This window comes from Solwaraspora sp. WMMB335 (assembly GCF_049179075.1).
Lineage (GTDB): Bacteria > Actinomycetota > Actinomycetes > Mycobacteriales > Micromonosporaceae > Micromonospora_E.
In genome coordinates this window covers 3,531,723-3,557,781 of record NZ_JBMHMF010000001.1, presented here as the reverse complement: position 1 = coordinate 3,557,781, position 26,059 = coordinate 3,531,723, and the positions used below count along the sequence as shown (strand labels likewise).

Genomic DNA, 26,059 nt, shown 5'->3' with positions numbered 1-26,059 from the left:
GGGACGCTAGACGTAGCGCTCCAGGATCGACGCCTCGGCGAGCCGGGACAGACCCTCTCGTACGCTGCGGGCCCGCGCGTCGCCGACGCCGTCGACGGCCTGCAGGTCCTCGACGGTGGCTCCGAGCAGCCGCTGCAGGCTGCCGAAGTGGTTGACCAGCCGGTCGACCACAGCGACCGGCAGCCGGGGCACCTTGGCCAGCAGCCGGAACCCGCGTGGGCTCACCGCGGCGTCCAGGGCGTCCGTCGACCCGGCGTAGCCGATCGCCTTCGCCACCGCGACCAGGTCGATCAACTCGGTCGCCGTCAGCAGGTCCAGCTCGACCAGCGCCTCGTCCAGCGTGCGCGCCTTGCGCGCCGCCGGCAGGTAGTCCCGGATCACCAGGGTGCGGTCGGCGTCCACGCCGGCCATCAGCTCGTCGAGTTGCAGCGCGAGCAGCCGTCCGTCGGTGCCCAGCTCGACCACGTATCCGGCGATCTCGTCGGCGATCCGCCGTACCATCTCCAGCCGTTGCACGACCGCGACCGCGTCGCGGACGGTGACCAGATCCTCGATCTCCAGCGCGGACAGGGTCCCGGACACCTCGTCCAGGCGTAGCTTGTAACGCTCCAGCGTGGCCAGCGCCTGATTGGCCCGGGACAGGATGGCCGCCGAATCGTCCAGCACGTGACGCTGGCCGTTGACGTAGAGACTGATGATCCGCATGGACTGGCTGACCGAGATGACCGGAAAGCCGGTTTGCCGGGCGACCCGCTCGGCGGTGCGGTGCCGGGTGCCCGACTCCTCGGTCGGGATCGCCTGGTCCGGCATCAGGTGCACCGCCGCACGGACGATCCGGGTGCCGTCACTGGACAGCACCACCGCCCCGTCCATCTTGCACAGTTCGCGGACCCGGGTGGAGGAGAACTCGACGTCGAGCGGGAAGCCACCGGTGCACAGCGCCTCCACCTGCTTGTCGTACCCGAGCACGATCAACGCGCCGGTGCGACCGCGCAGGATCCGCTCCAGCCCGTCCCGCAGCGCGGTGCCGGGAGCCATCAGGGCGAGATTCGCCCGCAGCGGGTCGCCGGTGGCCGCCGGACTGGTCAACGCGGAAGTGCCGGCACCGACGGCGCGGGCGGAGGAGCCGGCGGTGCCGGCCCGGCCGGGCAGCCCCGGGCCGGCGGTCTTGTTCGCATCGCGGTCGATCGCCACGGGCAACAGTCTACGGACCGCCATGCGGTGGGTGCTCCCGTGGTTACTGCGGCCGGTGCCCGGTCAGTCGGCGGAGGCCCGGGCCGCCGCCTGCAAGGCGGCCCGCACGTCACCGACCTCGGTCACCCGCATGTTCGCCGGCAGCGGGTCGGCGCCGCCGCCGGAGGAACCCGGCGGTACGAGAGCGTGGCGGAAGCCGAGCCGGGCCGCTTCGGCCAACCGCCGGGCGACCGCCCCGACCCGGCGGACCTCACCGGTGAGCCCGACCTCACCGATCGCCACCAGTTGCGGCGAGACGGCCAGGTTGAGCCCGCCGGAGGCAACCGCGAGGGCCACCGACAGATCAGCGGCGGGCTCCACCACCCGGATACCGCCGACCGTCGCCGCGAACACCTCCCGGTCGTGCAGGGTGAGCCGTTCGGTACGGCGTTGCAGGACGGCGAGCACCATGGCCAGCCGGGCACCGTCGAGCCCGGACACCGTACGCCGTGGTGAGCCGGCCACAGTCGCACCGATCAGCGCCTGCACCTCGGTCACCAGCGCCCGGCGGCCCTCCATGGCCACCGTCGCACAGGTGCCCGGCACCGGCTCGCTGTAGCGGGTCAGGAACAACCCGGACGGATCCGGCAGGCTGCTGATGCCACCTTCGTGCATCTCGAAGCAGCCGACCTCGTCCGCGGCGCCGAACCGGTTCTTCATGCCGCGCACCATCCGCAGCGACGAGTGCTTGTCGCCCTCGAAGTGCAGCACCACGTCGACCAGATGCTCCAGCACCCGAGGCCCGGCGACCTGTCCGTCCTTGGTCACGTGGCCGACCAGGACGGTGGCGACGTTGCGCTCCTTCGCCGCCGCGACCACGGCGGCGGTCACCGCCCGTACCTGGGTCACGCCACCCGGGATACCGTCCGATCCGGGCATCGCGATGGTCTGCACCGAGTCGAGCACCAGCAGTCCGGGCCGCACCGCGTCGAGGTGCCCCAGCACCGCACCGAGGTCGCTCTCCGCCGCCAGGTAGAGCCGTTCGTGCAGGGCACCGATCCGCTCCGCCCGCAGCCGGACCTGACTGGTCGACTCCTCGCCGCTGACCACCAACGACGGACTGCCGGCACCGACGGCCCACTGCTGGGCGACATCCAGCAACAGCGTCGACTTGCCCACCCCGGGCTCACCCGCGAGCAACACCACCGCACCTGGCACCAACCCGCCACCGAGGACCCGGTCGAGCTCGGTCACCCCGGTCGGCCGGGCCTTTGCCGGAGCGGCGCTGACGGTGGCGATCGGCCGGGCCGGCTCGGCCGGAATCCGGGTGCTGACCACCCGGCCGGACACCACCGGTCCGGAGACGACCGACTCGATGACCGAACCCCACTCGCCGCATTCCGGACACCGGCCCACCCACTTGGGTGGCTGGTGCCCACAGGCGTCGCACTCGTAGCCGGGCCGGGGCTCGCGTGCCGCTGACCGGCTACGTGCGACACCGGTGCGGGAGGTCGCGCCGCGGGGAATCGGTCTGGAGGTCACCTGAGCACGTTAGCCGATCAGTGCCCTTCTTCTGCGTGCTCGGCCGGGGCGCGGGGCGCCGGGGACAACGGCACGTTCACCGGTGCCGGGACGATCAGCGGGGCGCTGCCGTCGCTGAATTCGAAGATCAGGTTCACCGAGTGGCCGGCGGTCAGCTCCCGTGACAGGCCGGTGATCCGCAGCGGCTCGGGCGAGTCCGCGGTGAACAACGTCCAGCCACCGGCCGGTAGCTGGATGATCGCCTCCCTGCCCAGGTCGACCTGCGGCAGGCCGGTCGGCTCCGGGCCGCCGGTCGGCTCCGCGGTCGGCCCGACCTCCACCGAGCCGCCCAGGACCACCGTCCTGGCCTCGACCACGGTTTCCTGCGCACCGTCATCGGCCGGCGCGGCGCCGACCCGTACCGCGATCGGTTCGGTGGTGTTGTTGTAGATCGCCACCTCGATCGGCACGTCGCCACCGGCCGGGTAGCCGTCGGTGCCCGGGTATGGCAGCGAGAGGTTACGCAGCGACACCGAACCGTCCGGCGAGTCGATGTTGAGCCCGTTGATCGAGGTCGACTTGGTCGCGGTCGCCGCGATCTGACCCGCGGCGCATCCGCTCAGCAGCAGGGCACTGGCCGCGGCAGCACCGGCGAGTAGCCTCGCGGCTCGGCGGTATCCCCTGGTCGAGGGCGTCACGTCGGTCCTCCTCGTCACGATCCGCGCCGGGTCGGCGCCAGGCGCGGTGGCAACACCCCGCGCAAGCCGGCTCCAGGGTAGTTGGCGGTGATCGGCGGACTGCGCCGGACCCGACATTCCGTGGCCTGCGGCAGCTTCCTGGCCACGGCAGCTTCCTGGCCACGGCTGATCAGCCGGGTCAGACCACCCGACCGCCGGTCACCAGCAACGCGACGTCGATCACGGCGACCAGCATCACCGCCCGGAAGACCGCCACCGGGCGCCGGCCGTGCCGGCGGGCCTGCCGGGCGGCGTACCAACCGGCGGGCAGGACGGCGGCGGTGCCGGCGATCGCGGCGAGCCCGGCCCACGACGGCGGCCCCGGCGGGCCGAAGACCAGGACCAGGGTCGTGGCGAACAGCAACGCGGCGGCGGCGAACTGGGAGCCAGCCGCACCCATGCGGTGCGGTAGACCACGGACCCCGGTGCGGGCGTCGGCGGCCAGATCCGGCAGTACGTTGGCGAAATGGCCGCCGGCGCCGAGCAGCGCACCGGCGGCGACCAGCCAACCGGGTGGTGCCGGCGAGCCGGGTAGCGCCAGCACCACGAATGCGGGCAACGCGCCGAACGAGACCAGGTACGGCAACACCGAGGCGGCGGTGGCCTTCAGCGGCCAGTTGTACAGCAGTGCACTGCCCAAGGCCGCGGTGATGCACCCGGCCGCCGGCCAGCCGGTCGGTGCGGCGAGCAGCGGGGTAGCCACGGCGGCGGCCAGCCCGGCCAGGCCGACCGCCCGGCGGCTCACGGTGCCGGCGGGAATCGGCTTGTCGTCCCGGCCGGCCCGTTCGTCCCGGCCGGTGTCCAGCCAGTCGTTGGTCCACCCGACGGCGAGTTGGGTGGCCGCGACGGTGAGGCTGACCAGTACGATCCCGATCGGGGTGTGCCCGATCCCCCAAGCGAGCAGCGCGGTCACCGCGGTGACCGCAACCGCCGGCTCGGGATGGCTGGCTCGGAGCAATCCGGACACGCGGCACGACATATCCGCTGATTGTGGCCGTTGCCGGCGACTCGTGCCAGGCTCGACGGATGTCCAATCTGCCACCGAACGATCCGCGTCAGTACGACGCGCTGGTGGAGCACTGGTGGCGGCCCGGTGGCGCGTTCGAACTGTTGCACTGGATCGCCGAGGCCCGGGCGCGGCTGATTCCGCCGGCGTCGCGACCGGACGCGACCCTGGTCGACATCGGTTGCGGGGGCGGACTGCTCGCCCCGTACCTGCGGGGCAAGGGCTACCGCCACGTCGGTGTCGACCTCGTCGGATCGGCGCTGCGGCAGGCGGGTGCGCACGGCGTCCATCCGATGTACGGCGATGCGGCGGCGCTGCCGGTGACCGACGCGGCGGCCGATGTGGTTTCCGCCGGAGAGTTGCTGGAGCACGTGACCGATCTGTCCGCCGCGGTCGGCGAGGCCTGTCGGGTGCTGCGCCCCGGTGGGTTGTTGGTGCTGGACACCTTGAACGCCACCATGGCCAGTCGGCTGATCGCGGTCGAACTGGGGGAACGACTGCCGATGGTGCCCCGGGGCATCCACGACCCGGCACTGTTCATCCGGCCGCGCCGGCTCATCGCCGAGTGCGCCCGACACGGCGTACAACTGGCGGTGCGCGGCATCCGGCCGACCGGATCGGCACTCGGGCAGTGGCTGCTGCGCGCGGCGTTGGGGCGATCAGCCACCGACCGGGCACTCTGGAGAGTACCCCGCAGGATCATCCCGACCTGGTCCACTGCGGTGCTCTACCAGGGCAGGGGGATCAAAGCGAGCTAGCCGACGGCGAGAGGGGCAGCGATGGTGGCGGATGCACTGGTGGCGACACGACGGGTGGTGCCGCGGCTGGCGGCACGGGCGGGTGAACACGATCGAACCGGCACCTTTCCGGTGGCGGACTTCGCCGACCTGCGACAGGAAGGTCTGTTCGGACTGATGGTTCCGGCCCACCTCGGCGGCCACGGCGCCGGTTTCGCCGAATACGCCGAGGTGGCCTACGAACTGGCGCGTGGCAGCGGTGCCACCGCGCTGGTGTTCAACATGCACGCCTCGGTCACCGGTGCCCTGGGCGCGGTGGACGAGAACCTGGCCGAGTCGTTGGGTCTGCCGGACGAGGCACTGGCCGCCCGTGACCGGCTGCTCGCCGCCGCCGCCGGTGGTGCCTGGTACGCGGTGGCGATGAGCGAGCGGGGTGCCGGTTCCCGGCTGTCCCAGCTCGCCACGGTGTACCACCGTACCGGCGACGGGTACCAGATAAAGGGAGCGAAGGCGTTCTGTTCCGGTGCCGGACACGCCGACGGCTACCTGGTCGCCGCCCGGCACGCCGCCGACCAGTCGATGGTGTCGCAGTTCCTGGTGCCGGCGGACACTCCTGGGCTGCGGGTGGAACCCACCTGGGACTCACTCGGCATGCGGGCGACCGCCTCGCACGACCTTCACCTGGACGTGACCGTCGGCGTCGACGCGTTGCTCGGCGGGGTGGAAGGACTTGCCCTGGCGGTCGCCCAGCTGATGCCGCACTGGATGGTGGCCAGTTACGCCGCGGTGTACGCCGGGGTCGCCCGGGCCGCGGTCGACGCGGCGGTGGCCCACCTGACCGAGCGAGGGCTTGTCGGCCTGCCGGCGATCCGGTCCCGCATCGGTCGGGCCGACGCGGCTGCGGCCGCGGCGCTGCTGATGGTGCGGGAAGCGGCCCGCCGGGTGGACACCGAGCCAGGGGATCCGCAGACCAACCAGTGGGTCTGGCGGGCCAAGCTGACGGCCGGCGGCACCGCCGCCGAGGTGGCCGCCTCGATGCTCGAAGCGGCCGGCACCTCGGCCACCCGGCGGGGCAACCCGCTGGAACGGCTCTACCGGGACGCGCGCTGCGGCGCGCTGCACCCGCCCACCTCCGACGTCTGCGCGGACTGGCTCGGTGTGGCCGCCCTCGGTGGGGACCCGGACCGCGACGGATCGGCACCCCGGTGGTGAGCCCGGCGTCGGGCACCGGTGACGGTGCGACGGCCGGCGGTGGTGCGGCCGGCGGTGCGGTGATGCTCGGTCTCGGTGTGGCGCTCCCACCGTCGGCCCGGCAGGACCAGTTGTGGCGGGACTACTTCGCCGGGCGCTACGAGGGCGGTGCCCGGGCGCTCGCCGAGCGGATCTTCGCCAACTCGGGGGTGCGGACCCGGCAAGCGGCGGTCAGCCCGCTGCTGGAAGACGTCGCGGACTGGCCGACTGAGCGGCGGATGCGTCGGTACCAGGTCGAGGCGTTGCCACTGGGTAAGGAGGCGGTGGCGCAGGCGCTGACCCGGTCCGGCCTGGCCGCGAGCGAAATCGGGCTGTTCGTGGTCTGTTCCTGCACCGGGTACGCCACACCGGGCCTGGACATCCTGCTTGCCCGTGATCTCGGGATGGCGCCGCACACGCAGCGGCTGTTCGTGGGGCACATGGGCTGTTACGCCGCGTTGCCCGGGCTGGGTGCGGCGGCCGACTTCGTCGTCGCCCGGGGACGGCCGGCGTTGCTGCTGTGCGCCGAGCTGACCAGCCTGCACCTGCAGCCGCCGGCACGTCGGGTGGACACCCAGCAGATCGTCGCCCACGCGCTGTTCGCCGACGCCGCGGCAGCGGTGGTGCTGGCGCCGGCATCGGCCTGTCCGGCCGGTCACCGGGCGGGACAGGCCACCTACCGGGTCCGGGAGATCGCCGCCGCTACCGACGCCGCCACCGCCGACCACATGACCTGGGAGGTGACCGATCTCGGCTTCCGGATGGGGCTGTCGCCGCGGGTGCCGCAGGTGTTGTCGCAGCATGTCCGTGATCTGGTGACCGGCCTGCTGGAGCGGCACGGACTGACGGTGCCGCAGGTCGACGGCTGGGCGGTGCATCCGGGCGGACCACGGATCCTCAACGTGGTGCAACGGGAGTTGGCACTGCCGGACGCGGCGATGGCGGCCTCGCGCGCCACCCTGTCCGCGTACGGCAACTGCTCGTCGCCCACGGTCCTGCTGATCCTGGACCGACTCCGGGCGGCGGTACCCGCTCCGCGCCGTGTGGTCGTGCTGGCCTTCGGGCCGGGCCTGACGCTGTACGCCGGGCTGCTCACGGCGGCCTGACGTCGGGTCCGCCCAGGCCGACCTGACGTCGGGTCCGCCCAGGCCGACCTGACGCCGGATCGTTCCGGCCGGCCCGAGCCCGGCACCCGGTGCCGGGCTCAGAGGCCGACCAGCAGTGTCAGGTCGGCGCGGTACGTCTCGACCGAGCGGGCCTGCGGCACCAGTCGGATCACCTCGTTGGTCTCGGTGACCAGCAGCACGGTGGCGGTGCCGGTGCTGGCCCCGACGTCGAGATAGCCGCGCAGTCCGGCGGCCGGATCGGCGAGCAGATAGGTGGCCGACTGGCCGACCGTCAGCGACGGCAGGATGCTGGGGATGCTGGCACCGCTGGTGACCGCTACCACCGAGACTCCCGCCGGCGCGGCGGCCGCCGTGGCGGCGACCTGGCTGGCGCAGTCGCAGCCCTCGACGAGCATGACGACTGCCGGCAGCAGCGAGCGGATCGGCACCGCCTTTCCCGCTTCGTCGATCAGATCGAGCGCCGGCAGCGGCTCGGTGGGCAGCGCAACCTGGGCGGACGGGCTGGTCGTGGGAGTCGGCCTCGGCCGGTCCGACCAGGCGACCATGAACAGACTCACCATCGCGGCCAGGACTGCGACGAGCATGATGATCAGCGGGAGCCGCAGTGCCGCGATCTCGTGCGGCCGGTGCCCGCGCCCGCTGTCGGCGGAATGCAGGCCCAGCCGCCGGTGCCACCGGTCCTGGCGGCGGCTGCGACGGAGTTCCCGACGCACCAGGTCGGCCTCTGCGGCCAGGGCGGACGGGTCGTCGGGGATGACGACCGGGCCCCACTCCGGCGGAATCTCGGGCAGGTCGTCGGGCGCCCCGGCACCATCCGACCACCCATCGCCGTTGCCTGTCCCGCCCACAGCACCCCCAGCCGCTCGCCCAAAAGGTCGATCGGGGTCTGGTACCAGGGTCCCGCACCGAAGGATCTCGCGCCAGTGCCGGGTCACAGATGACTCGGGGCGATATGCTGGGGATGCGCCGAAACGCATGCCATCCGGCATGTCCGACTGGTTAGCAGGTTGCTGATCGTCTGGTTACTCAGTGTGTTCAAATCCCCCTGGGGGAAGCGTGTCAAGCCTGAGAAAGACCTCTCACAGCCCCTCTGACCTGCGCTTACGGCGACGACTGCAGCGGGACATCGGTGCCTGAGCGTGTTACCCTAGACACAGCGAAAGGGGCTTCGAACCTATGGTTTTCAGTGTCGGCGAGACCGTTGTTTACCCCCACCACGGGGCCGCACTCATCGAGGCAATCGAGACTCGGGTCATCAAGGGCGAGGAGAAGCAGTACCTCGTTCTCAGAGTTGCGCAGGGTGACCTCACGGTGCGAGTGCCCGCCGAGAACGCCGAGATCGTCGGTGTGCGCGAAGTGGTAGGCGAAGAAGGCCTGGGCAAGGTCTTCGACGTACTCCGCGCACCGCACACCGAGGAGCCGACCAACTGGTCGCGGCGCTACAAGGCGAACCTTGAGAAGCTGGCCTCCGGAAACCCGCTCAAGGTCGCCGAGGTCGTCCGCGACCTCTGGCGTCGGGAGCGGGAGCGGGGGCTGTCCGCAGGTGAGAAGCGCATGCTCGCCAAGGCCCGGGACATCCTGGTCGGCGAGGTCGCGCTGGCGGAGAAAAGCACCAAGGACGAAGCGGAGATCCTGCTCGACAAGGTGCTCACCGACGCGTAGGCAGCTCTCCACTCCATAGATATCGCATCCCGAGGACCGCGACGTGACCGCGCATCTCCAGCCGCGCGGTGACGTCGCGGTCCTCGTTCCAGCGGCTGGTGCCGGGGTACGTCTCGGACCCGGAGCCCCCAAAGCGCTACGTACCCTCGGCGGCACCCCACTGCTGGTGCACGCGGTCCGTCGACTCGCCGCGGCCGCGTCGGTAGGCGTGATCGTCGTCGCCGCCCCACCCGCCGACGCCGACGCCGTCGAGCAGTTGCTGGCCTCGGTGGTGCCCGCCGGCCCTGCCGGGTCGTACGGCCCGACGGTGTCGTACGACCCGGCGGTGATCGTCGTACCGGGCGGCGCCGACCGGCAGTCCTCGGTCGCCGCCGCCCTCGCTGCGGTGCCCGCCGGCCCGGACATCGTCCTGGTGCACGACGCCGCCCGGGCGCTCACTCCACCCGCGCTGGTCGAGTCGGTCGCCGCCGCCGTGCGTGGTGGGGCGGACGCGGTGATCCCGGTGCTGCCCGTCGTCGACACCATCAAGTCGGTCGGCCCGGACGGTACGGTTGCGGGCACGGTCGACCGCGCGGTACTGCGGGCCGTGCAGACGCCGCAGGGTTTCCGGCGCTGCGTGCTCGCCGCCGCGCATGCCGGCGCAATCGACGCGCACACCGACGACGCCGGGCTGGTGGAGAGGCTCGGCGTACCGGTGCACTGCGTACCCGGCTCGGACCGGGCGCTGAAGATCACCCGGCCGTTCGATCTGGTGATCGCGGAGCACCTGCTGGCCACCGAGTCGGCCGGTGCCGGGCCGGCGACCCGTACGCTGCACGCATGATCGTTCCCCGGGTGGGCATCGGCACCGACGTGCACGCCTTCGCCGCTGGCCGGCCCTGCTGGGTCGCCGGGCTGCACTGGCCCGGTGAGACCGGTCTCGCCGGGCACTCCGACGGCGACGTCGCCGCGCACGCCGCCTGCGACGCGCTGTTCTCCGCCGCCGGGCTCGGTGACCTGGGTGCCAACTTCGGGGTCGCCGAGCCGCGTTGGGCCGGGGCGGCCGGGGTGGACCTGCTGGCGGAAGCGGCTCGTCGGGTGACCGTCGCCGGGTTCGCCATCGGCAACATCTCCATCCAGGTGATCGGCGTACGGCCGAAGATCGGACCCAGGCGGGTCGAAGCCCAGCAGGCGCTGAGCCGGGCCGCCGGTGCCCCGGTCACCGTCGCCGGCACCACCACCGACGGTCTCGGGCTGACCGGCCGGGGTGAGGGTCTCGCGGGCCTGGCTGTGGCGATGATCTATCCGGGCGGTGCCGCCCGGGACGACGCCGGAGCCGGCCAACCGGTGGCGGCGGCTGGATAGGCTCGACCGGTGCCGAGCGAGACGCCCCCCGATCCACCCACCGACGCCGCCGGCTTCCTGCAACGTGCCGGACTGCTGGCCGATCTCGGCCGTTACGACGAGGCGGCCGCCGAGATCGGGTTCGCGGTCGCACTGGATCCGGACAGCGTGCCGGCCCGCAGCACACTGGCCCGGGTACACCTCGCCGCTGACCGGCCCGACCAGGCGCTCGCCGCGGTAGAGCCGCTGCTCGACCCGGTCACCACGGCAGAGCTGAGCCAGCCCGACCGGGTGGCGCTGCTGGTGGTGCGCGGGCTGGCCCTGATCGACCTGCGCCGGTTCGCCGAGTCGGCCAAGCTCGCCACCGACCTGCTGGCGACGTACCCGGACGACGCCTACGCCCAGCGCAGCGGCGCGGCGATCCTGGCCGGCTCCCGTAACGGACAGCCGGCGCTGGACGCCGCCTGGCGCGCGGTGGAGGTGGCGCCCGAATCGGCCCAGGCGCATCTGGTGCTGGGCCTGGTCGCCGCCCGGCTGGAGCTGTTCGACCTGGCCCATCGCGCCTACCAGGAGGCATTGCGGCTGGACCCGCTGATCGGTGAGGCGCAGCACGACGTCGGGGTGATCAATCTGGAACAGCGCCGGTACGCCACCGAGTTGGCCTTTCTCGCCGAGCGGGCCGCGGCGATGGCTCCGCCGCCACCGCCGGACCCGGCGCGGCAGGAACGGATCCGTACGGTCGACGGGGAACTGCGCCGGCTGGTGCTGTTCGGTGCCGGCTACAGCTCGATCGCGGCGGTCGTGGTGGCCTGTGCCGCCGGCGGCGGCAGCACACTCTCCCGCGGCTGGGCGGTGTTCGCCGCGGTCGGCGGGGTGTTGCTGGTCTGGCGCTTGGCCAAGCGGGTGCCCGGCCGACTCACCGAACTGCTGCCGCAGCTGATGGAATCCGACCGGGGCCTGGCGCTGAGCGTGTACGCGGTGACCGCCGCCCCGGTGCTGCTGCTGTGCTATGCGGCGATCGCGACCCCATGGCTGCTGGTCGCGGTGATCGTGGCGGCCACGGCGGCCCAGTTCCTGGTGATGCGCCGGTCGCCGCCCCGCCGCCCACCCGATCAGCAGCTCTGACACCTCGCCGGGGAGCCGCCGTTACGTCGGGGCCGGGTGGTCGGCCGGGGCCGGGCGCGGGTGGTCTGCCGGGGCCGAGCGGTCAGCGGGGGCCGGTGCCGGACCAGCTCCAGGCGTACCCGCTGTCCTCGCACGCGAGCGCGGCATCGCAGAGGTCCAGCGGGCGGAACGTGTCGACCATGACGGCGAGCTCGTCGAAGTAGTCGACACCGATCGCCCGCTCGACCGCCCCGGGCTGCGGGCCGTGGGTGAATCCGGCCGGGTGCAGCGAGACCGACCCCTGCTCGATGCCGGAGCCGCGGCGGGCCTCGTAGCTGCCACCGGTGTAGAACAGCATCTCGTCGGAGTCGACGTTGTGGTGGTTGTACGGCACCGGGATCGCCTGCGGGTGGTAGTCGACCTTGCGCGGCACGAACGAGCAGATCACGAAGTTGGGGCCGGCGAAGGTCTGGTGCACCGGTGGCGGCTGGTGCAGCCGTCCGGTGATCGGCTCGAAGTCGTGGATGCTGAACGCCCACGGGTAGAGGTGCCCGTCCCAGCCGATGACGTCGAACGGGTGCTGGGCGTAGACGTGCCGGGTCCAGCCGTGGCGGTGCCGGACGTACACGTCGACGTCGGCGCCGTCGACCAGTAGCGGCTTGCCCGGCCCACGGATGTCGCGCTCGCAGTAGGGGGCGTGCTCCAGGAACTGGCCGCGTACCGACAGGTAGCGTTTCGGCGGCCCGATGTGGCCGGTCGCCTCGACGGTGAGCAGGCGCAACGGCACGTCGTCGACCGCCGGCACGATCCGGTGCACCACCGAGGTCGGGATGATCACGTAGTCGCCGGAGGTGACCCCGAGCACGCCGAAGGTCGATTCGACGCGGGCGGCGCCGGACTCGACGTACAGGCACTCGTCGCCGATGGCGTTGCGGTACAGCGGCGACGGTCGGTCGGCGACGACGTACGAGATCCGGACGTCGTCGTTGGCGAGCAGCGGTTGCCGGCCGAGAACGGCGTCGGTGTGGCCGGAGTCGAGCTTGTGGGTACGCAGGTGCCATGGTTTCAACGGGCGGTTGGGCAACCGGGTGGTCGGCGGCGGGTCGTACGGCTCGGCGGCGACGATCGCGGTGGGCGGGTGCTGGTGGTAGAGCAGGGACGAGTCGGCCGAGAAGCCTTCCTGGCCCATCAGCTCCTCGGCGTACAGGCTGCCGTCGGGCTGGCGAAACTGCGTGTGCCGCTTGCGGGGGATCTCGCCAACGCTGCGGTAGTACGGCATTATTACCCTCCGTATCTCCCCGTTGACCGGGCGAAAGCGTCCGATAATCGGACGCTGTTGTCCGTTAATCGTAGAATCCACTAGGTTCAAAGGCGTGTCAATGCACGTACCCAGGATCTTCACCGGACTCGTCGACGACGCTGCGGTCTTCCCACCGGGTAGCGCCGCGCTGCCCGACGCGATCGCCGCGCACCGGGGTCACCGGACCGCCTGGTACGCCGATTTCGTCGGCCCGCTCCTGCTGCCCGTCTCGGAGATCAAACCGGCCACCCGGCTGGTCGGGCCGGGCGACGGCATCGAGATCGGGCTGATCGGCGACACCGGCGTCGCCGCCCTGCCGGGCGCGGTCGACGCCCTGCCACCGGACCGGGTCCGGCTGCGCCAGGTCGAGGTCGCGGTCGCCAAACGCGGCGAAGACCCGCAACCCGGCCTCCGTGCGCTGCTGGCCGCCCTCACCAGCTGGCCCAAGACCAGCGGGTACGCCGAGGTGCCGCTCACCTGGGGACTGCTCGCCGCCCTGGATACGCTGGCCGAGGCCCGCGCCGGTGGTGTCGACGTCGCCGCCAAGTTCCGCACCGGCGGGTTGGCCGCCGAGCTGTTCCCGACCCCGGTCGAACTGGCCGCCGTCATCTGCGCCTGCCGGGACCGGGCACTGCCGTTCAAGCTCACCGCCGGGCTGCACCACGCCATCCGGGACACCGATCCGGAGACCGGCTTCACCCACCACGGCTTCCTCAACGTGCTCGCCGCCACCATCACCGCCGCCGAGGGCGCGGAGGTCGCCGAGGTCGCCGAGCTGCTCGCCACCACGGACGCCGCCCGGCTGATCGAGCCGGCCCGCACACGCGGCGGCACCGACCGGCCGTTGTGGGTAGGTTTCGGGTCGTGCAGTATCACCGACCCGCTGACCGATCTGGTCCGGCTCGGCCTGATCGATGGAGGATTCGCGTGACGACCTGCTGGGTGCCCGGTGCCGACGGCTCACCGTACGGGGTGCAGACCCTGCCGTACGGTGCCTTCCGCCGTCGGGACGAGGAGCAGCGACTCGGCGTACGGGTCGGGGACTTCCTGCTCGACCTGCGCGGCGCCGAGGATGCCGATGTGATCCTGGCCGGCGGCGCGCTGTGCGAGTCCACCCTGAACGCCTTTCTGGCGCTCGGACGTCCGCAGTGGACTACGGTTCGCCGACGGATCGTCGAACTGCTCACCGAGCCGGAGCACCGCGCCGCCGTCGAGCCGCTTCTCGTCCCATTGTCCGAGGTGGACCTCGCTCTGCCGGTGACGGTCGGCGACTACGTCGACTTCTACTCCTCGGAGCACCACGCCAGCAACGTCGGGCAGATCTTCCGCCCGGGTCAGCCGCTGCTCACCCCCAACTGGCGGCACCTGCCGATCGGCTACCACGGCCGGGCCGGCACCGTCGTCGTCTCCGGGACCCCGATCGTGCGTCCCTGCGGGCAGCGACGCAGCCCCGACGGCCCGGTCTTCGGCCCGTCCCGCCGGCTCGACATCGAGGCCGAGGTCGGCTTCGTGGTCGGCATGCCGACGGCGCTCGGTGAGCGGGTGTCGACCGGCCGCTTCGCCGACCACGTGTTCGGGGTGACCCTGGTCAACGACTGGTCCGCCCGCGACATCCAGGCCTGGGAGTATCAACCGCTCGGCCCGTTCCTCGGCAAGTCGTTCGCCACCTCGGTCAGCCCGTGGGTGGTGCCGCTGGAGGCCCTCGACCACGCCTGGGTGCCGGCTTCCATCCAGGACCCGCCGGTCCTGCCCTACCTCGCCGAATCGGATCGGCGCGGTCTCGACCTCACTTTGCGGGTCGAGTGGAACGGCACGCTGGTCAGCGAGCCGCCGTTCGCCGGGATGTACTGGACGCCGGCCCAGCAGTTGGCGCACCTGACCGTCAACGGCGCGTCGCTGCGCACCGGCGACCTCTACGCCTCCGGCACCGTCTCCGGCGAACGGCGTGACCAGGTCGGCTCGTTCCTGGAACTGACCTGGGGCGGCACCGAGCCGGTCAAACTGGACGACGGGTCCGAGCGCACCTTCCTCGAAGACGGCGACACGGTCGTCATCACGGCCACCGCCCCCGGCCCGGACGGCACGACGATCGGCTTCGGCGAAGTCACCGGCACCGTGGTGCCTACGCCCAGCGCGACGATGCGGGCGGGCGCAGAGCATGCTCGCGGTAACGGCGGAGATCCGGCTGAGGTGCGCCGGGTCTAGGCAGAGATGGACGAGACCAGCAGGCAGTGACGGGTACCGGGCTCCCGCTGCGCCCACGAGTCACGGGTTGTCCCAGACAATGATCTGGACGATGAACCGGTCTGCCTGGACATTTTCAATTTTCCCGAAGGCATACCGGCTAGTGGTCTCGCTACCACCGGTGGTCTCGACACAGAACCTGTCCTCGATGCCGGGGTCGAGCAGGATCGTCGTCTTCGCCGGGTCCATGCCGTTCAGCAGTTCGCGGCAACTATCCCTGGTGGCCAGATCGGGCGATGTCCACCTGCCGATCTTGGCGTTCTTGCCGGCACTGAGCCCGTTGCGGCTGAAGTTGATGTCGTTCCCACGGAAACGGTCCTGCGGTGGGATTTCGTCGAGATTGCGGCCGTAGTACTGGATGACGGGGATCGTGTCGCAGTAAAAGTACTGGGTTTCATCGACGCAGGGAAACTGCGGATCGTCCATTGGCGCCTCGGTGGCCGAGGCGCTGGTCGGTGCGGCAGCCGGAGCCGTCGTCACCACCGGAGTAGCCTGGGACAAGGTCCCGCCGCCCGGGGTGCCAGTGGGCTCACCGGCAGTCTGGCTCGGACTGGCGTTCCGGCCCGTCGCCAACACGAGCCATAGCGACAATGTGCCCAGCGCGACAATCACCGCTGCCGAGGCTGCGACGATCGCCAACAACCAAGCCGGACTCGATCGCGGTCTTTCTGGCTGTCCCAATCCGCTCACCCTTTCAACTTGTGCCGCTCCTGTTCACTTCCTGACGGACCGGCGGGCCGCACGTCGTCTTCGGCGCAATCGACGCGTCACCGTCACTGTGGCGGGAGCGGGTCAGGGCGGGGTGAGGCCGGCGTACTGCAGGACGGCCCGGATTCGTCGGGCGGCGGCCGGGTCGCGCCGGTCCAGCACCGCGAGCGCTTCCAGGAACAGTTCGCAGTACGTGCCTCCACAGTGCCGGCAGCCGCCTGTCCGGTCCGGCATGTGCCGCTCGGCCATCCGTTTGGCGATCTTCGCGACGAGCGCCAGGTCGCTGTCCGACTGCGGCTTGTCGTGCGCGTGACCGTGCCCGTCGTCGGCGGTGTCATGCCCGTCGTCGACCCGGTCGTGCCTGCCGTCGCGGGGTGCCGGGGCGACGCCGCGCGCTCCGACCAGGTTGAAGCGCGGGTCGGTGTCGATGTCGGTCTCGCCGGGCACTCGGCTCGGCAGCGGCGGGCGGCCCGCTGTAGGCCGTCGATTGATCTGTTCCGACGGCTGCGGCCGGCGGGTGAACCGGTCGGGCTTGTCATTTCGGTACGCCATGATTCTCCTCGCGTCAGTATTGCCGTCTGAGATAGCCGTCCGAGAATTGCTTTTTTTGCGGTTTCACTGGCCGCCGTGGAAATTGCATGTAGGCCGGTGGTGCTGTGGCGTTGGTGTCTACGCCAGCGGTCAGGGTGGCGGCTGCGGGTAGGTCATCGCTCCGCAGTCCGGACACCAGCGGCTCTTCACCTTGAAGCTCAGCAGACCGGCGAGAAATCCGATCATGGCGGAGCTGATCATGGCGATCCCGAAGCCGATCGACGACATCGCTTCACCCTCTCGCATAAGCGTGGTGAGCTGGGGTTTCTCCGGCGGCGTGGCGGCCGGGCGGCTCGGGGGTGCCGTGCCGGCCGCCACGCCTGATTGGGGAGAACGGTGCTGACCGTTCGGATGGTTTGCCGGCCCACCGATTGGTCATGCCGTATTCGTCGACGAAAGGTCAGCGCCGATTTGCGGCGCTTCGATCCCGTTCCCGAACGGAAAAGAGTCTGTCGGTCAATCTGCGCCAACGCAACAGTGTCGGGGCCATGTGGTAGAGATATGGCCAGTCAGTCGAATAGACCTCGGTCGACCGAGAGTTGACCTGCCAGACGTGCATGATCAATCCGCAGGTGATCAATTCCAGGAGGTGACACCAATGTCCTCGGCCCTGTTGAACTCTTCGGTACCGCGACGCCAGCTCGGTCGGGAGCTGCGTCGGCTGCGGGAGCGGCTGGCCCGGGTCCCGCAGACCACGGCGGCTCGGGAGCTGGACTGGTCGGCGACCAAGCTGCTGCGGATGGAGCGCGGTGAGGTGCCGATCCGCGCCGAGGACGTGGTGCTGCTCTGCGAGCTGTACGGCGCTGACCTGAAGACCATCGAGGCGCTGGCCGCGCTGGCTCCGAAGACCAAGGAGAAGGGCTGGTGGCACGACTACGCCAGCATCCCGTCCTGGTTCGAGCTGTTCATCGGCCTTGAGGAGGCCGCCTCCCACCTCCGCGAGTACCACGTCGACCTCATCTCCGGCCCATTGCAGACCCGCGAGTACGCGACCGAGGTGTTCACGCGCAACCCGCTGCGCCTGTCGCCCGAGGTCATCGAGCAGCGGGTGGCGGCACGGCTGCAGCGTGCAAAGCTGCTCACCCGGATGGAGCCGCATCTACCCCGGTTCGACATCCTGCTGGACGAGGCAGCAATCCGTCGCCCGGTCGGCTCCGGGGCGGTGATGGCCGCCCAGCTGCGCCGGCTGATCCAGGTCGACGAACTACCGAACGTCTCGATCCGACTGATCCCGTTCAGCGCCGGTGTCCACAGCGGATCTCTGACTGGCAGCTTTGTGATGCTCGACTTCCCCGCTGAGCTGGAGCCGACCACCGTCTACGTCGAGGGCCTCACCGGTGCCCTCTATCTCGACCGTCCCGACGAGGCCGAGCGCTATACGATGGCCTTCGATGACCTGACCGCCGCCGCGCTGGGTCAGGCCGCGACGCGTGACCTCCTCGCCCGGACCGCAAAGGAGTACGAGTCATGATCGACCTCTCTACCGCTACCTGGCGGAAGAGCAGCCGCTCCAACGCTCAGGGCCACTGCGTCGAGGTGGCCGACGGGTTGGGCGGGGTGGTCGGCGTACGCGACTCCAAGGACCCGGCCGGGCCGGTGCTGGTGATCTCCCCGGCGAGCTGGTCCGCCTTCATCACGGCTACCAAGGGCGGCACCCTCACCGTCTGACCGCGCCCGCACCTGCGCTGACTGCCACGATGTGAGGCTGAGATACCTAACAGCAAACGGGATACGTATCTCAGCCTCGCGTCGGCGTCACCGCTTCAACTCTGCATCTCATCACCGAAGAGCGAGCCCTGGGTGGTGTCCTCGGTGGGTGCTGGCTGCCGGTGCGGCGTGCGGGCTACCGCTGGCACCGGCAGGACCCCGGTGGCGGTCAGCTCCTTCACGGTGAGAACCGATGCGCGGCCAGTCGACGGCGTTGATCGCCCTGATCAGCAGGTCGACACTGACCCGGCACTGCTGCTCGATGTTGTCGGTCAGCAGTTGCAGCGCCCGCCCCATCAGCGAGTGGGTGTTGCCCAGCTTGCCGCCGACCTCGTGCAGGGTCAGCTTCTCCAGGTCGATGCCCTCCGACCGGGCCAGCAGCAACGCGAACGTGACCGTCTGGGCGTACGCGTCGGCGTAGGCGTGGTCGTCGATCGTGGGGAACAGCAGCCGCCGCCATTCGTCGGCCAGCATCGTGAACGGCTGCTCCTCCTTGGCCTGGCCGGCGCGGATGCCGGTCGCCTCCCGCCCCATCCGGTCCAGGACCTCGTGGCGTAGCAGTCGGCACAGCGGCGCGATCGACCGGACCAACTGCGCGACCGAGCGCACCGGCGCTGGGTGCCAGGAGAGGAAGTCCCGTAACACCTGCTTGAATGCGGCGTCCTGCACGATCAGCCGGCGGCCGGCCGTGGCGAGGTCGCCGGCCAGGTACGCCGTCTCGCCGACCTGTTCGCCGCTGCGAAACAGCGCCCAGCTGTGGCCGTTGGTGTAGAGCAGGTTGGGCAGATCGCGCAGGCGTTCCCACTGCTCGCGGTTGCGTTTGCGGAACTTGGCCGGGTCGATCGCCACCGAGGGTTCCTTGACCTCGATGTAGCCGCTGATCACCCGGTTGACCCTGATCGCGTAGTTGGGCCGGACCTGCAGATCTCCCCGGCGAGTTGGTCCGCCTGCATCACCGCCACCAAGGGCGGCGCCCTCACCGTCTGACCGCGCCCGCACCTGCGCTGAGGTCACGATGTGCGGCTGAGATACCTATCGGCGCGCGGGATGGGTATCTCAGCCGCACATCGTCGACGCTGTCGCAGGCGTCAGACGGCTGACCCGAACCCGGCGACGTCCTTGGGGTCGGGGCCGAAGCGGTTCGGGCCGGGCGTGCCGTTCTGCACGTAGAACACCAGCAGGACGATCCAGCCGATGATCGGGATCAGCCCGATCAGGATCCACCAGCCTGACCGGTCGGTGTCGTGCAGCCGGCGTACGGTGACCGCCAACGACGGCAGCAACAGCGCCAGGCTGACGATCAGGCCGATGACGCCGTTGGTGGAGTCCTCGAAGTCGGTGCCCAGCGCGGTGTCGAGGACCGAGGTCACGATGCTGACGAGGAAGGAGAAGAGGGCGAACCACCAGTACTCGGAGCGGCGGGCCCGCCCGCTGAACCCGACGTACTGGGAGAGAACCGAGCGAACCGCAGCGGCAAAGGACATGACGCCTCCAGCGTCTCAAGCGGAGCGATCCGTGACACTCAGGGTAGGAGACTGTCACAAGTGGATTTTGCCTACCTAAGCGCACGTCACTCTCGAGACCCAGGTTTCACGAGCGGTAGGCGTCGCGTCGGTGGCGGATCGACTGGATCTCGACGACCCGCTTGGCCTCGTTGATCCGGTAGATGATCCGGTAGGTGCCGCGCCGGGCGGAGTGGAAACCATCGAAGGGCTCGTCGAGCGGCTTGCCGGCCCGATAAGGGTTGACGGCGATCGACCGCTGGACGGTCTCCGTCGCGGCGACCGCCACCTCCAGCGGCAGGTTCTCGTGCAGGTTGCGGCGTGCCTGGCGGGAGAACATCACCGTGTACGGGCCGGGCGGTTCGCCGGTGCTGTCGTCCGCTTGTGAGCCCAAGGGAGGCATCAGGCTGCTCTGTTGCTACGTCGCTCCAACTCGCCGCGAACCTCGTCCATCGAGAAGGTGTCGCCGGAGGCGAAGTCCTCCCGGGATTGGCGTAGATCTGCGAGGGCTTCGTCGTCGGAGAGCAGGTCGAGTGTTTCCCGCATCGACTCGTACTCGGCTACCGAGATCAGCATGACGTCGGCGCGGCCGTTGCGGGTGATGGTGAAGTGGTCGTGTTCTCGGGCGACCCTGTCGGCGAGTTCGGCGATCCGGGCCTTGGCCTCGGTTATCGGGATGGTCTCCATGGGGGCCATTCTAGTGACCGGTCAGAATTCTGGCTATTGATAGCTCCGCTCTGGCATGAACATGCCGCAGCGGCGTAGGTCAGAGGCCGGGGTTACCGACCTGGCGGGCGGTGGTGGCGGCAGCGGCCAGCGACTCGTCGACGGTGCCGGCCCGTTGCCGTACCGCCGCCAAGGTCTCCTTGACGGTGCCGAGCGCACCGAGCAGCTGGGCCGGGTCGCCACCCTGCAGCACCCGCGCCACCAGCGTCGCCGCCTCGTCGGCCTTCGCGGCGGCCGCGCCGATCCCGTCCTGGATGGCGCGCAGCTTGTCGCCGGCCCGACCCAGCGTGGCCAGCACCTCCGCCGGTGACGGCTCCCTCGGCACCGGCACCACCGTGGCCGCCGCCTCGTCGAGCGTGCCGGTGGTTCCGGTCAGCCCGGCCTGCAACTCCTTCAGCGTGTTGCGTACCTGGATCATGCCGGCCACGATGCCGCTGAAGCCGCTGGCCGCCGCCTGACCGGCGACCCGCTCGGCCTCCTGCTGGGCCGCCGCAGCGGCCGTCCGGGTCCGTTCGACGCCCGCCCGCATCGCCTGCAGATCATTGCCGACGCTGTCCACCGGTGCTGCCACGATCGCTCTCCTCACCCCGTCTGAGCTGCTGTTTCCCATGGTGCGGGGTGGTAGGCGGAAAAGCCGGCAGACTAGCCCTCGGCTGCGGTCGTGTCTGCCGCCTGGCCGTGGTACCAGGTGAGCTTCTCATCGAGGCGGGCCCGCCAGCGGTGCAGCTGTTCGATCTGCTGCTCGACCGCGTCCGCGTGCTCGCGCAGCAGCGCGATCCGCTCCGGAATGGTCTGTGGGTCGCGGCACAGCTCGCCGTAGCGGCGCAGCCGTTCGATCGGCATCCCGGTGTCCCGCAGACAGCGCAGGAAGTCGAGCATGCCCAGGTCGTCGTCGCTGTAGACGCGGCGCCCGCCGGCGTTGCGGGCGACCGGCGACAGGATGCCTTCCCGTTCGTAGTAGCGCAGCGTGTCGATCGAAAAGCCGGACCGGGCCGCCGCCTCGGCAGGTGAGTAGGCCGTCATACCGCCGACGGTACCGCTTGACCTGGAGCGCACTCCAGGACGCAGGGTGGACGCATGACGTACGAGAACAGCACGTCGGCACCGGCCTCTCCGCTGGTCCTGGGCGCGATGATGTTCGGCACCCGCATCGACGAGAAGACCTCGTTCGCCCTGCTCGACCGGTTCGTCGAGCGCGGCGGCGAGTGGATCGACACCGCCGACTGCTACGCGTTCTGGGCCAGCCCGGACGGCCGGGGTGGGGCCAGCGAGCGGGTCATCGGGCGGTGGCTCGCGGCCCGCCCCGGCGTACGGGAGCGGGTGCGCATCGCGACCAAGGTCGGTGCCGAGCCGCTGTGGGCCGGGTCGTGGCCGCGCCACCGGGCCGGGCTGACCCGCCGTGCCATCCACGACGCCTTCGCCGGTAGCCGGCAACGGCTGGGTGTCGACCATGTCGACCTGCTCTGGCTGCACCAGGAGGACCGGGCCACACCGATCGAGGAAACCGTCGACGCGGTCACCTATCTGGTCGCGACCGGCGCCGTACGCCGGGTCGGCGCGTCCAACCATCCGGCCTGGCGGGTCGAGCGGGCCCGCGCCCACGCCGTCGCCACCGGCAGCTCGCCGATCGACGCCCTGCAGTTGAACGCCACCTATCTGCGGGCCCGCCCCGGCACCCGCCCGGACGGGGTGATCCACCCGTTCGGACTGCTCAGCGACGAGCAACGGGACATCGCCGCGGCGTACCGAATGGAGACCTGGGCCTACACCCCGCTGCTGTCCGGCGGGTACGACGATCCGGCCAAGCCGATCCCGCCGGTGTACGACCATCCGGGCACCGTGCGCCGGCTCGCGGCGCTCGACGAGGTCGCCCGGGGCACCGGCGCGACGCGCGGGCAGGTGGTGCTCGCCTGGCTGGTGGCGCAGGGCATCCGCCCGATCCTGGGCGGCAGCAAGCTGTACCAGCTCGACGCGGCGCTCGACGGCGTCGCGCTGGTCCTCACCGAGGAGCACCAAGCCCGCTTGGACGTCGCCGGCTGACTCGGCAGCGCCGCTGGCGGACCGTGTCACCCACGTGCCGGCACCGTGCCCCCCGCTCGCCGCCGGCGTAGGACCGGTCTTCTGCTGTCCGGTTCGGTAGGGTGCGGTAGGAGGTGCGCCGATGGGTGAGCCAGCGAGCGGTACGGGCGCAGCCGGCAGTGTGGCGCCGACCGGTGGCGCGGGCGCGGCCAGCCGCCGCCGCTGGCGCTGGCGCGGCCGGCCGCGTTGGCAACTGGTCACCGCCGCGGTGGTGGCCGGTCTGCTGGTTCTCGGCGTCGTGGCGGTCATCGCGTACCGGGTCCTCGCCCCGGCGGAGGTGGTCACCCCGGCCGGGTACCTGCCGACCCCGCCGGCAGCCGAACCGGGCCCGGTCGCCCGGCTGTCCGCCGCGCCGCTACTGGTCGACGGCCGGTTGCGGGTGTACGCGACGACCCGGCAGATGCGGGCGGACGGCCCGATCGACATGCGCACCCAGGCGACCCCCGCCTGGTCGTTCCGGCGTTGGCCGCAACAGCTGATCGGCGTCGCCGCCGCCGGCACGACGGTGACCAGCCGCTGGTCCGACGGGGAGATCGTCGCGATCGACGCCCGTACCGGCGAGGTCTCCTGGCGGGTCGCCGGCCCGGTGCCCGGCCAGAGCGAGTACGCCGGCCGGCGTACCGGGGCGCAGACCGTCTACGCCCCGTCCGGACTGCATACCGGCACCACCGCCGACGGCCGGAGGCTGGTGGTGGCCCGTGGTGAGTCGCAGGTGCTCGGTGTCGACCTGGCCACCGGTCGCGAACTGTGGCGTACCGAGCTGCCCGGTCAGGGCGACGCCTGCCGTGCTGCCGGCTTCACCACCACCGGCGGCCAGCTCGCGCTGGTCAACGGCTGTGCGGCGCCCCCGACACTTGAGCTGTACGACCTGTCGACCGGCCAGCTCGCCCAGACCTGGCAGCCGGAGGGCGCCGGCCCGGGGCTGGCGGTGGAACCGCTCGGCTGCACCGTCGCCCGTTCCCACTGTGCCGGCCTACGGACCACCGGTGCGGGCGAGTCGCGTGGCTGGCTGGTCGACGGCCCGGATCCGGTGCCGGCGCCGCCGCTCGACCCGGTTGACACGATGCTGGTCGACGGGCTGGCGATCGGGCAGGACCCAGGCTCCGGTGAGGTCGTGGCGAACTCGGCGCGCACCGGTGTGCCGGTGTGGCGCACCGACGCACCGGCGCGGCGGGCACCGGACGGCGACGGTGCCCGGCTGATCGCCGTGCAGCCCGGGCAGGCCCACCTGCTCACCGGGGACCGGCAGTTGATCACCCTGGACTCCGGCAGCGGGGCGGAACTATCCAGATTCGTCCTGATCATGCCGAGTGAGCGGATCACCGACTGGGCACCCGGCTACGTCTACGCGCAGAGCGGCTTCGTGGCGATCGAGCGGCTACGGCTGCCGGTCGATCCGGACGCCGACGACGGCCGCTACTACCGCCTGCAGGAGACCGTGATCCTGGCCAACACCTGAGCGATGCCGATGACGAGTGCCGCCGGAGTCCGACGTCAGAGGGCGGATTCCGCGGCGACCAGGAAGGCATCGTTCTCGGTCGGCGTACCGATGGTGACCCGGACCCCGTCGCCGGGAAACGGTCGCACGATCACCCCGCGTGACTCGCAGACCGCGCCGAACGCCGCCGCCCGCTCACCCAGCGGCAGCCAGACGAAGTTGGCCTGGCTTTCCGGCACCTCCGGCACCAGCTTGCGCAGCGTCTCGGTGACCCGGGAACGCTCGGCGATCACCAGGTCACACCGACGGCGTACCTCGTCGCCCTGGTCCAGCGCGGCCAGCGCCGCCGCCTGGGCGAGGGCACTGGTGCCGAACGGGGTGGCCACCTTGCGTACCGCCGCGGCCACCTCGGGATGCGCGACGAGGTAACCGACCCGCAACCCGGCCAGCCCCCACGCCTTGGACAGCGTCCGCAGCACCACCACGTTGGGCCGGTCACCGTAGGCGGCCAGCCCGTCGGGCACCTGGTCGTCGGTGACGAACTCGCGGTACGCCTCGTCGAGCACCACGAGCACGTCGTTCGGCACGGTGTCGAGGAAACGGTCCAGTTCGGCGCGACGCACGCTGGTGCCGGTCGGGTTGTTCGGGTTGCACACCAACACGATCCGGGTCTGCCCGGTGATCGCGGCGGCCATCGCCGGCAGATCGTGACCGTGGGTCGCGGTGTTCGGCACCCGCCGGCTGCTCGCCGCCGTGGTCGCGGCGATGATCGGGTACGCCTCGAAGGACCGCCACGAGTAGACGACCTCGTCGCCGGGCAGGCAGGCGGCCCGTACCAGGTGTTCGCACAGTGCGACCGAGCCGCAGCCGGTGACGATTCGCTCGGCGTCGACCCCGAGCCGGCGGGCCAGCACCGCCCGCAACTCCAGTACTCCCATGTCCGGGTAGCGGTGCGTGACGGCCACCGCGGCGGCCACCGCCTCGGCCACGCCGGGCAGCGGCCCGTACGGCACCTCGTTGCTGGCGAGCTTGATCGCCTCGGGCAGACCGAGTTCCCGGGCGAGGTCCACCGGGCTGCGTCCCGGTACGTAGTTGGGCAGCGAGTCGAGGTCGGTACGGGTCAGGCCGAGGGACATCGGGGGTCTCCTGTCATGCGGAGCTCGCGGGGGTGTCATGACTGCCAGGGGCGCCGCCGCCGGTACCGGCGGCGGACGCCGGCCTGGTGGGTAACTGCACCACGACCGTCTGGGCGGACTTGTCATGGAGAGCCTGCCGCAGCGGCCGGTCGAACAGGAGGAAGACACAGTCGATCAACTGCAGGACAAAGCCGACACAGCAGAACCAGAGCAAGGTCGGCAGGCCGAGGGTGTTCCACCGGCGGAACGACCGGGCGAACCCGAACCGGCCGTCCGGCTCCACCGTGACGACCTTGAGCCGGGTCAGCCGCTTGCCGAGGGTCTGACCGGTGTTCGCGGTCGCCGGCACCTCGTAGGCCCACCAGATGGCTGCGGCCAGCAGGATGATCGTCAGCTGCAGGTTGGCCGCGCGCTCGGTCAACTGCGGAATGCCGTCGGTGGAGCGGTCGTTCGCCAACGACCGACGGAAGATCTCCGCGAACGTCGGCCAGCTCTCCATCAGAAACTGCCACACGAACCAGCCGTTGATGGCGATGTTCAGCAGCAGCACCGCGGTGATGTCGATCAGCCGGGCGACGAGTCGCGCACCGAACGGCGCCAGTGCCATCCCGTGCGGTCGTGGTTGCGGCGGCGGCATGTGGTAGGGCGGCCACCCCGGCTGGGTCGGCCCGGGCTGCTCGGGGTGCGCGGGCTGCCCGGACCGCGGGTGCGTGCCCGGCGGTGGGTACGGGTACGGCGTCCATCCACCGGCCGGTGGCGTGCCGATCCCGTTGACCGGCGGAGCGGCCCGGGTGGCCGGCGACGTTTGCGGGGCCGGTGGGTTGTCCGCTGGGGCCTGCGGGCTGTCCGGTGGGGCCTGCCGGGGCGGCGGACCGTCCGGCGGGGTCGCGTCCGCCGGCAACGGGGCGCCGATCCATCCGCCGCCGTCCCAGTACCGTTGGGTCGTCGGCTCGGCAGGATCCTTGTACCAGCCGGGCGGGATGGAACTCACCGTACGGTCTCCGCGAT

At 71.2% G+C, this 26,059-nt stretch carries 29 protein-coding genes and 1 pseudogene; 13 read left to right on the top strand and 17 right to left on the bottom strand.

Annotated elements, in window-relative coordinates:
* Positions 1-6 precede the first annotated feature (6 nt).
* The 4 genes from disA to ACN27F_RS15395 form a co-directional block, all read right to left on the bottom strand.
* Positions 7-1,194, bottom strand: a complete 1,188-nt coding sequence (disA, locus tag ACN27F_RS15410) for a DNA integrity scanning diadenylate cyclase DisA (protein ID WP_421434220.1) — start codon at positions 1,192-1,194, stop codon at positions 7-9.
* A 63-nt stretch (positions 1,195-1,257) separates the two neighbouring features.
* The gene (gene radA / locus ACN27F_RS15405; protein WP_421434219.1) at positions 1,258-2,715 is read right to left on the bottom strand and encodes a DNA repair protein RadA; all 1,458 of its coding nucleotides are present in this window, start codon (positions 2,713-2,715) and stop codon (positions 1,258-1,260) included.
* Between the two features lie 17 nt (positions 2,716-2,732).
* Entirely contained in the window at positions 2,733-3,392 is a 660-nt protein-coding gene (locus tag ACN27F_RS15400; protein WP_421434217.1) for a hypothetical protein, read from the bottom strand.
* A 178-nt stretch (positions 3,393-3,570) separates the two neighbouring features.
* Positions 3,571-4,410 (bottom strand): UbiA family prenyltransferase, encoded by an 840-nt coding sequence (locus ACN27F_RS15395; RefSeq protein ID WP_421434216.1) that lies wholly within the window; start codon positions 4,408-4,410, stop codon positions 3,571-3,573.
* Positions 4,411-4,457: 47 nt separating this feature from the next.
* Here ACN27F_RS15395 and ACN27F_RS15390 point away from each other — a divergent pair, with 47 nt between their 5' ends.
* The 3 genes from ACN27F_RS15390 to ACN27F_RS15380 are packed head-to-tail and all read left to right on the top strand — an operon-like array spanning position 4,458 to position 7,510.
* Positions 4,458-5,195 (top strand): methyltransferase domain-containing protein, encoded by a 738-nt coding sequence (locus tag ACN27F_RS15390; RefSeq protein ID WP_421434215.1) that lies wholly within the window; start codon positions 4,458-4,460, stop codon positions 5,193-5,195.
* 21 nt (positions 5,196-5,216) lie between these two features.
* Positions 5,217-6,386 (top strand): acyl-CoA dehydrogenase family protein, encoded by a 1,170-nt coding sequence (locus ACN27F_RS15385; RefSeq protein WP_421434213.1) that lies wholly within the window; start codon positions 5,217-5,219, stop codon positions 6,384-6,386.
* Positions 6,380-7,510, top strand: coding sequence for a type III polyketide synthase (locus ACN27F_RS15380; protein WP_421434211.1), 1,131 nt, complete (start codon positions 6,380-6,382; stop codon positions 7,508-7,510). Before ACN27F_RS15385 ends, ACN27F_RS15380 begins: the two co-directional genes overlap by 7 nt.
* Positions 7,511-7,608: 98 nt before the next feature.
* Here ACN27F_RS15380 and ACN27F_RS15375 read toward each other — a convergent pair whose 3' ends face one another.
* The gene (locus ACN27F_RS15375; RefSeq protein WP_421434209.1) at positions 7,609-8,379 is read right to left on the bottom strand and encodes a hypothetical protein; all 771 of its coding nucleotides are present in this window, start codon (positions 8,377-8,379) and stop codon (positions 7,609-7,611) included.
* A 328-nt stretch (positions 8,380-8,707) separates the two neighbouring features.
* Between ACN27F_RS15375 and ACN27F_RS15370 the strand changes: the two genes are divergently transcribed.
* The 4 genes from ACN27F_RS15370 to ACN27F_RS15355 are packed head-to-tail and all read left to right on the top strand — an operon-like array spanning position 8,708 to position 11,641.
* A complete protein-coding gene (locus ACN27F_RS15370; protein ID WP_421434207.1) occupies positions 8,708-9,193 on the top strand; it encodes a CarD family transcriptional regulator in 486 nt (161 codons plus the stop codon).
* 43 nt (positions 9,194-9,236) lie between these two features.
* Positions 9,237-10,016, top strand: coding sequence for a 2-C-methyl-D-erythritol 4-phosphate cytidylyltransferase (gene ispD, locus ACN27F_RS15365; RefSeq protein WP_421434206.1), 780 nt, complete (start codon positions 9,237-9,239; stop codon positions 10,014-10,016).
* A complete protein-coding gene (gene ispF, locus ACN27F_RS15360) occupies positions 10,013-10,537 on the top strand; it encodes a 2-C-methyl-D-erythritol 2,4-cyclodiphosphate synthase (protein WP_421434204.1) in 525 nt (174 codons plus the stop codon). The genes ispD and ispF overlap by 4 nt, the downstream gene beginning before the upstream one ends.
* A 9-nt stretch (positions 10,538-10,546) precedes the next feature.
* Positions 10,547-11,641 carry a tetratricopeptide repeat protein gene (locus tag ACN27F_RS15355; RefSeq protein WP_421434203.1) on the top strand — a complete coding sequence of 365 codons (1,095 nt, stop codon included), beginning with the start codon at positions 10,547-10,549 and terminating at the stop codon, positions 11,639-11,641.
* Between the two features lie 82 nt (positions 11,642-11,723).
* On the opposite strand, the gene ACN27F_RS15350 is transcribed toward ACN27F_RS15355, so the two are convergent.
* Positions 11,724-12,899: a homogentisate 1,2-dioxygenase gene (locus tag ACN27F_RS15350; protein ID WP_421434202.1), complete on the bottom strand. Its 1,176-nt coding sequence runs from the start codon at positions 12,897-12,899 to the stop codon at positions 11,724-11,726.
* Positions 12,900-12,993: 94 nt separating this feature from the next.
* Here ACN27F_RS15350 and ACN27F_RS15345 point away from each other — a divergent pair, with 94 nt between their 5' ends.
* Together ACN27F_RS15345 and fahA are read left to right on the top strand one after the other, a co-directional pair.
* Positions 12,994-13,851: a hypothetical protein gene (locus ACN27F_RS15345; protein ID WP_421434201.1), complete on the top strand. Its 858-nt coding sequence runs from the start codon at positions 12,994-12,996 to the stop codon at positions 13,849-13,851.
* A pseudogene (gene fahA / locus ACN27F_RS15340) lies at positions 13,848-15,041 on the top strand (fumarylacetoacetase); the annotation flags it as partial. The gene ACN27F_RS15345 and the pseudogene fahA, both read left to right, overlap by 4 nt.
* Positions 15,042-15,185: 144 nt before the next feature.
* Here fahA and ACN27F_RS15335 read toward each other — a convergent pair.
* The 3 genes from ACN27F_RS15335 to ACN27F_RS15325 form a co-directional block, all read right to left on the bottom strand.
* Positions 15,186-15,803, bottom strand: a complete 618-nt coding sequence (locus ACN27F_RS15335) for a hypothetical protein (protein ID WP_421434200.1) — start codon at positions 15,801-15,803, stop codon at positions 15,186-15,188.
* Positions 15,804-15,956: 153 nt separating this feature from the next.
* Entirely contained in the window at positions 15,957-16,424 is a 468-nt protein-coding gene (locus tag ACN27F_RS15330; RefSeq protein WP_421434199.1) for a hypothetical protein, read from the bottom strand.
* Positions 16,425-16,553: 129 nt separating this feature from the next.
* The gene (locus ACN27F_RS15325) at positions 16,554-16,691 is read right to left on the bottom strand and encodes a hypothetical protein (RefSeq protein WP_421434198.1); all 138 of its coding nucleotides are present in this window, start codon (positions 16,689-16,691) and stop codon (positions 16,554-16,556) included.
* A gap of 370 nt (positions 16,692-17,061) precedes the next feature.
* Here ACN27F_RS15325 and ACN27F_RS15320 point away from each other — a divergent pair, with 370 nt between their 5' ends.
* Complete coding sequence (locus tag ACN27F_RS15320; protein WP_421434197.1) at positions 17,062-17,934, top strand: helix-turn-helix domain-containing protein; 873 nt, start codon at positions 17,062-17,064, stop codon at positions 17,932-17,934.
* Positions 17,931-18,131 carry a DUF397 domain-containing protein gene (locus tag ACN27F_RS15315; protein ID WP_421434196.1) on the top strand — a complete coding sequence of 67 codons (201 nt, stop codon included), beginning with the start codon at positions 17,931-17,933 and terminating at the stop codon, positions 18,129-18,131. The genes ACN27F_RS15320 and ACN27F_RS15315 overlap by 4 nt, the downstream gene beginning before the upstream one ends.
* A 111-nt stretch (positions 18,132-18,242) precedes the next feature.
* On the opposite strand, the gene ACN27F_RS15310 is transcribed toward ACN27F_RS15315, so the two are convergent.
* The 6 genes from ACN27F_RS15310 to ACN27F_RS15285 form a co-directional block, all read right to left on the bottom strand.
* Positions 18,243-19,055: a hypothetical protein gene (locus ACN27F_RS15310; protein WP_421434195.1), complete on the bottom strand. Its 813-nt coding sequence runs from the start codon at positions 19,053-19,055 to the stop codon at positions 18,243-18,245.
* 203 nt (positions 19,056-19,258) lie between these two features.
* Positions 19,259-19,654 (bottom strand): DUF805 domain-containing protein, encoded by a 396-nt coding sequence (locus tag ACN27F_RS15305; protein ID WP_421434193.1) that lies wholly within the window; start codon positions 19,652-19,654, stop codon positions 19,259-19,261.
* A gap of 106 nt (positions 19,655-19,760) precedes the next feature.
* Complete coding sequence (locus ACN27F_RS15300) at positions 19,761-20,012, bottom strand: type II toxin-antitoxin system RelE family toxin (RefSeq protein WP_421440224.1); 252 nt, start codon at positions 20,010-20,012, stop codon at positions 19,761-19,763.
* A 62-nt stretch (positions 20,013-20,074) separates the two neighbouring features.
* A complete protein-coding gene (locus ACN27F_RS15295) occupies positions 20,075-20,359 on the bottom strand; it encodes a type II toxin-antitoxin system Phd/YefM family antitoxin (protein WP_421434191.1) in 285 nt (94 codons plus the stop codon).
* Positions 20,360-20,438: 79 nt separating this feature from the next.
* Positions 20,439-20,969 carry a DUF6244 family protein gene (locus tag ACN27F_RS15290; RefSeq protein ID WP_421434190.1) on the bottom strand — a complete coding sequence of 177 codons (531 nt, stop codon included), beginning with the start codon at positions 20,967-20,969 and terminating at the stop codon, positions 20,439-20,441.
* A gap of 71 nt (positions 20,970-21,040) precedes the next feature.
* Positions 21,041-21,421: a MerR family transcriptional regulator gene (locus tag ACN27F_RS15285; protein ID WP_421434189.1), complete on the bottom strand. Its 381-nt coding sequence runs from the start codon at positions 21,419-21,421 to the stop codon at positions 21,041-21,043.
* 54 nt (positions 21,422-21,475) lie between these two features.
* On the opposite strand from ACN27F_RS15285, the gene ACN27F_RS15280 reads away from it, so the two are divergent.
* Both ACN27F_RS15280 and ACN27F_RS15275 read left to right on the top strand, forming a co-directional pair.
* On the top strand, positions 21,476-22,438 hold the full coding sequence (locus ACN27F_RS15280; RefSeq protein WP_421434188.1) for an aldo/keto reductase: 963 nt from the start codon (positions 21,476-21,478) through the stop codon (positions 22,436-22,438).
* 121 nt (positions 22,439-22,559) lie between these two features.
* The gene (locus tag ACN27F_RS15275) at positions 22,560-23,936 is read left to right on the top strand and encodes a PQQ-binding-like beta-propeller repeat protein (protein ID WP_421434186.1); all 1,377 of its coding nucleotides are present in this window, start codon (positions 22,560-22,562) and stop codon (positions 23,934-23,936) included.
* A 35-nt stretch (positions 23,937-23,971) separates the two neighbouring features.
* On the opposite strand, the gene hisC is transcribed toward ACN27F_RS15275, so the two are convergent.
* Positions 23,972-25,051: a histidinol-phosphate transaminase gene (gene hisC / locus ACN27F_RS15270; RefSeq protein WP_421434184.1), complete on the bottom strand. Its 1,080-nt coding sequence runs from the start codon at positions 25,049-25,051 to the stop codon at positions 23,972-23,974.
* Positions 25,052-25,064: 13 nt separating this feature from the next.
* A complete protein-coding gene (locus tag ACN27F_RS15265; RefSeq protein WP_421434182.1) occupies positions 25,065-26,042 on the bottom strand; it encodes an RDD family protein in 978 nt (325 codons plus the stop codon).
* Positions 26,043-26,059 lie beyond the last annotated feature (17 nt).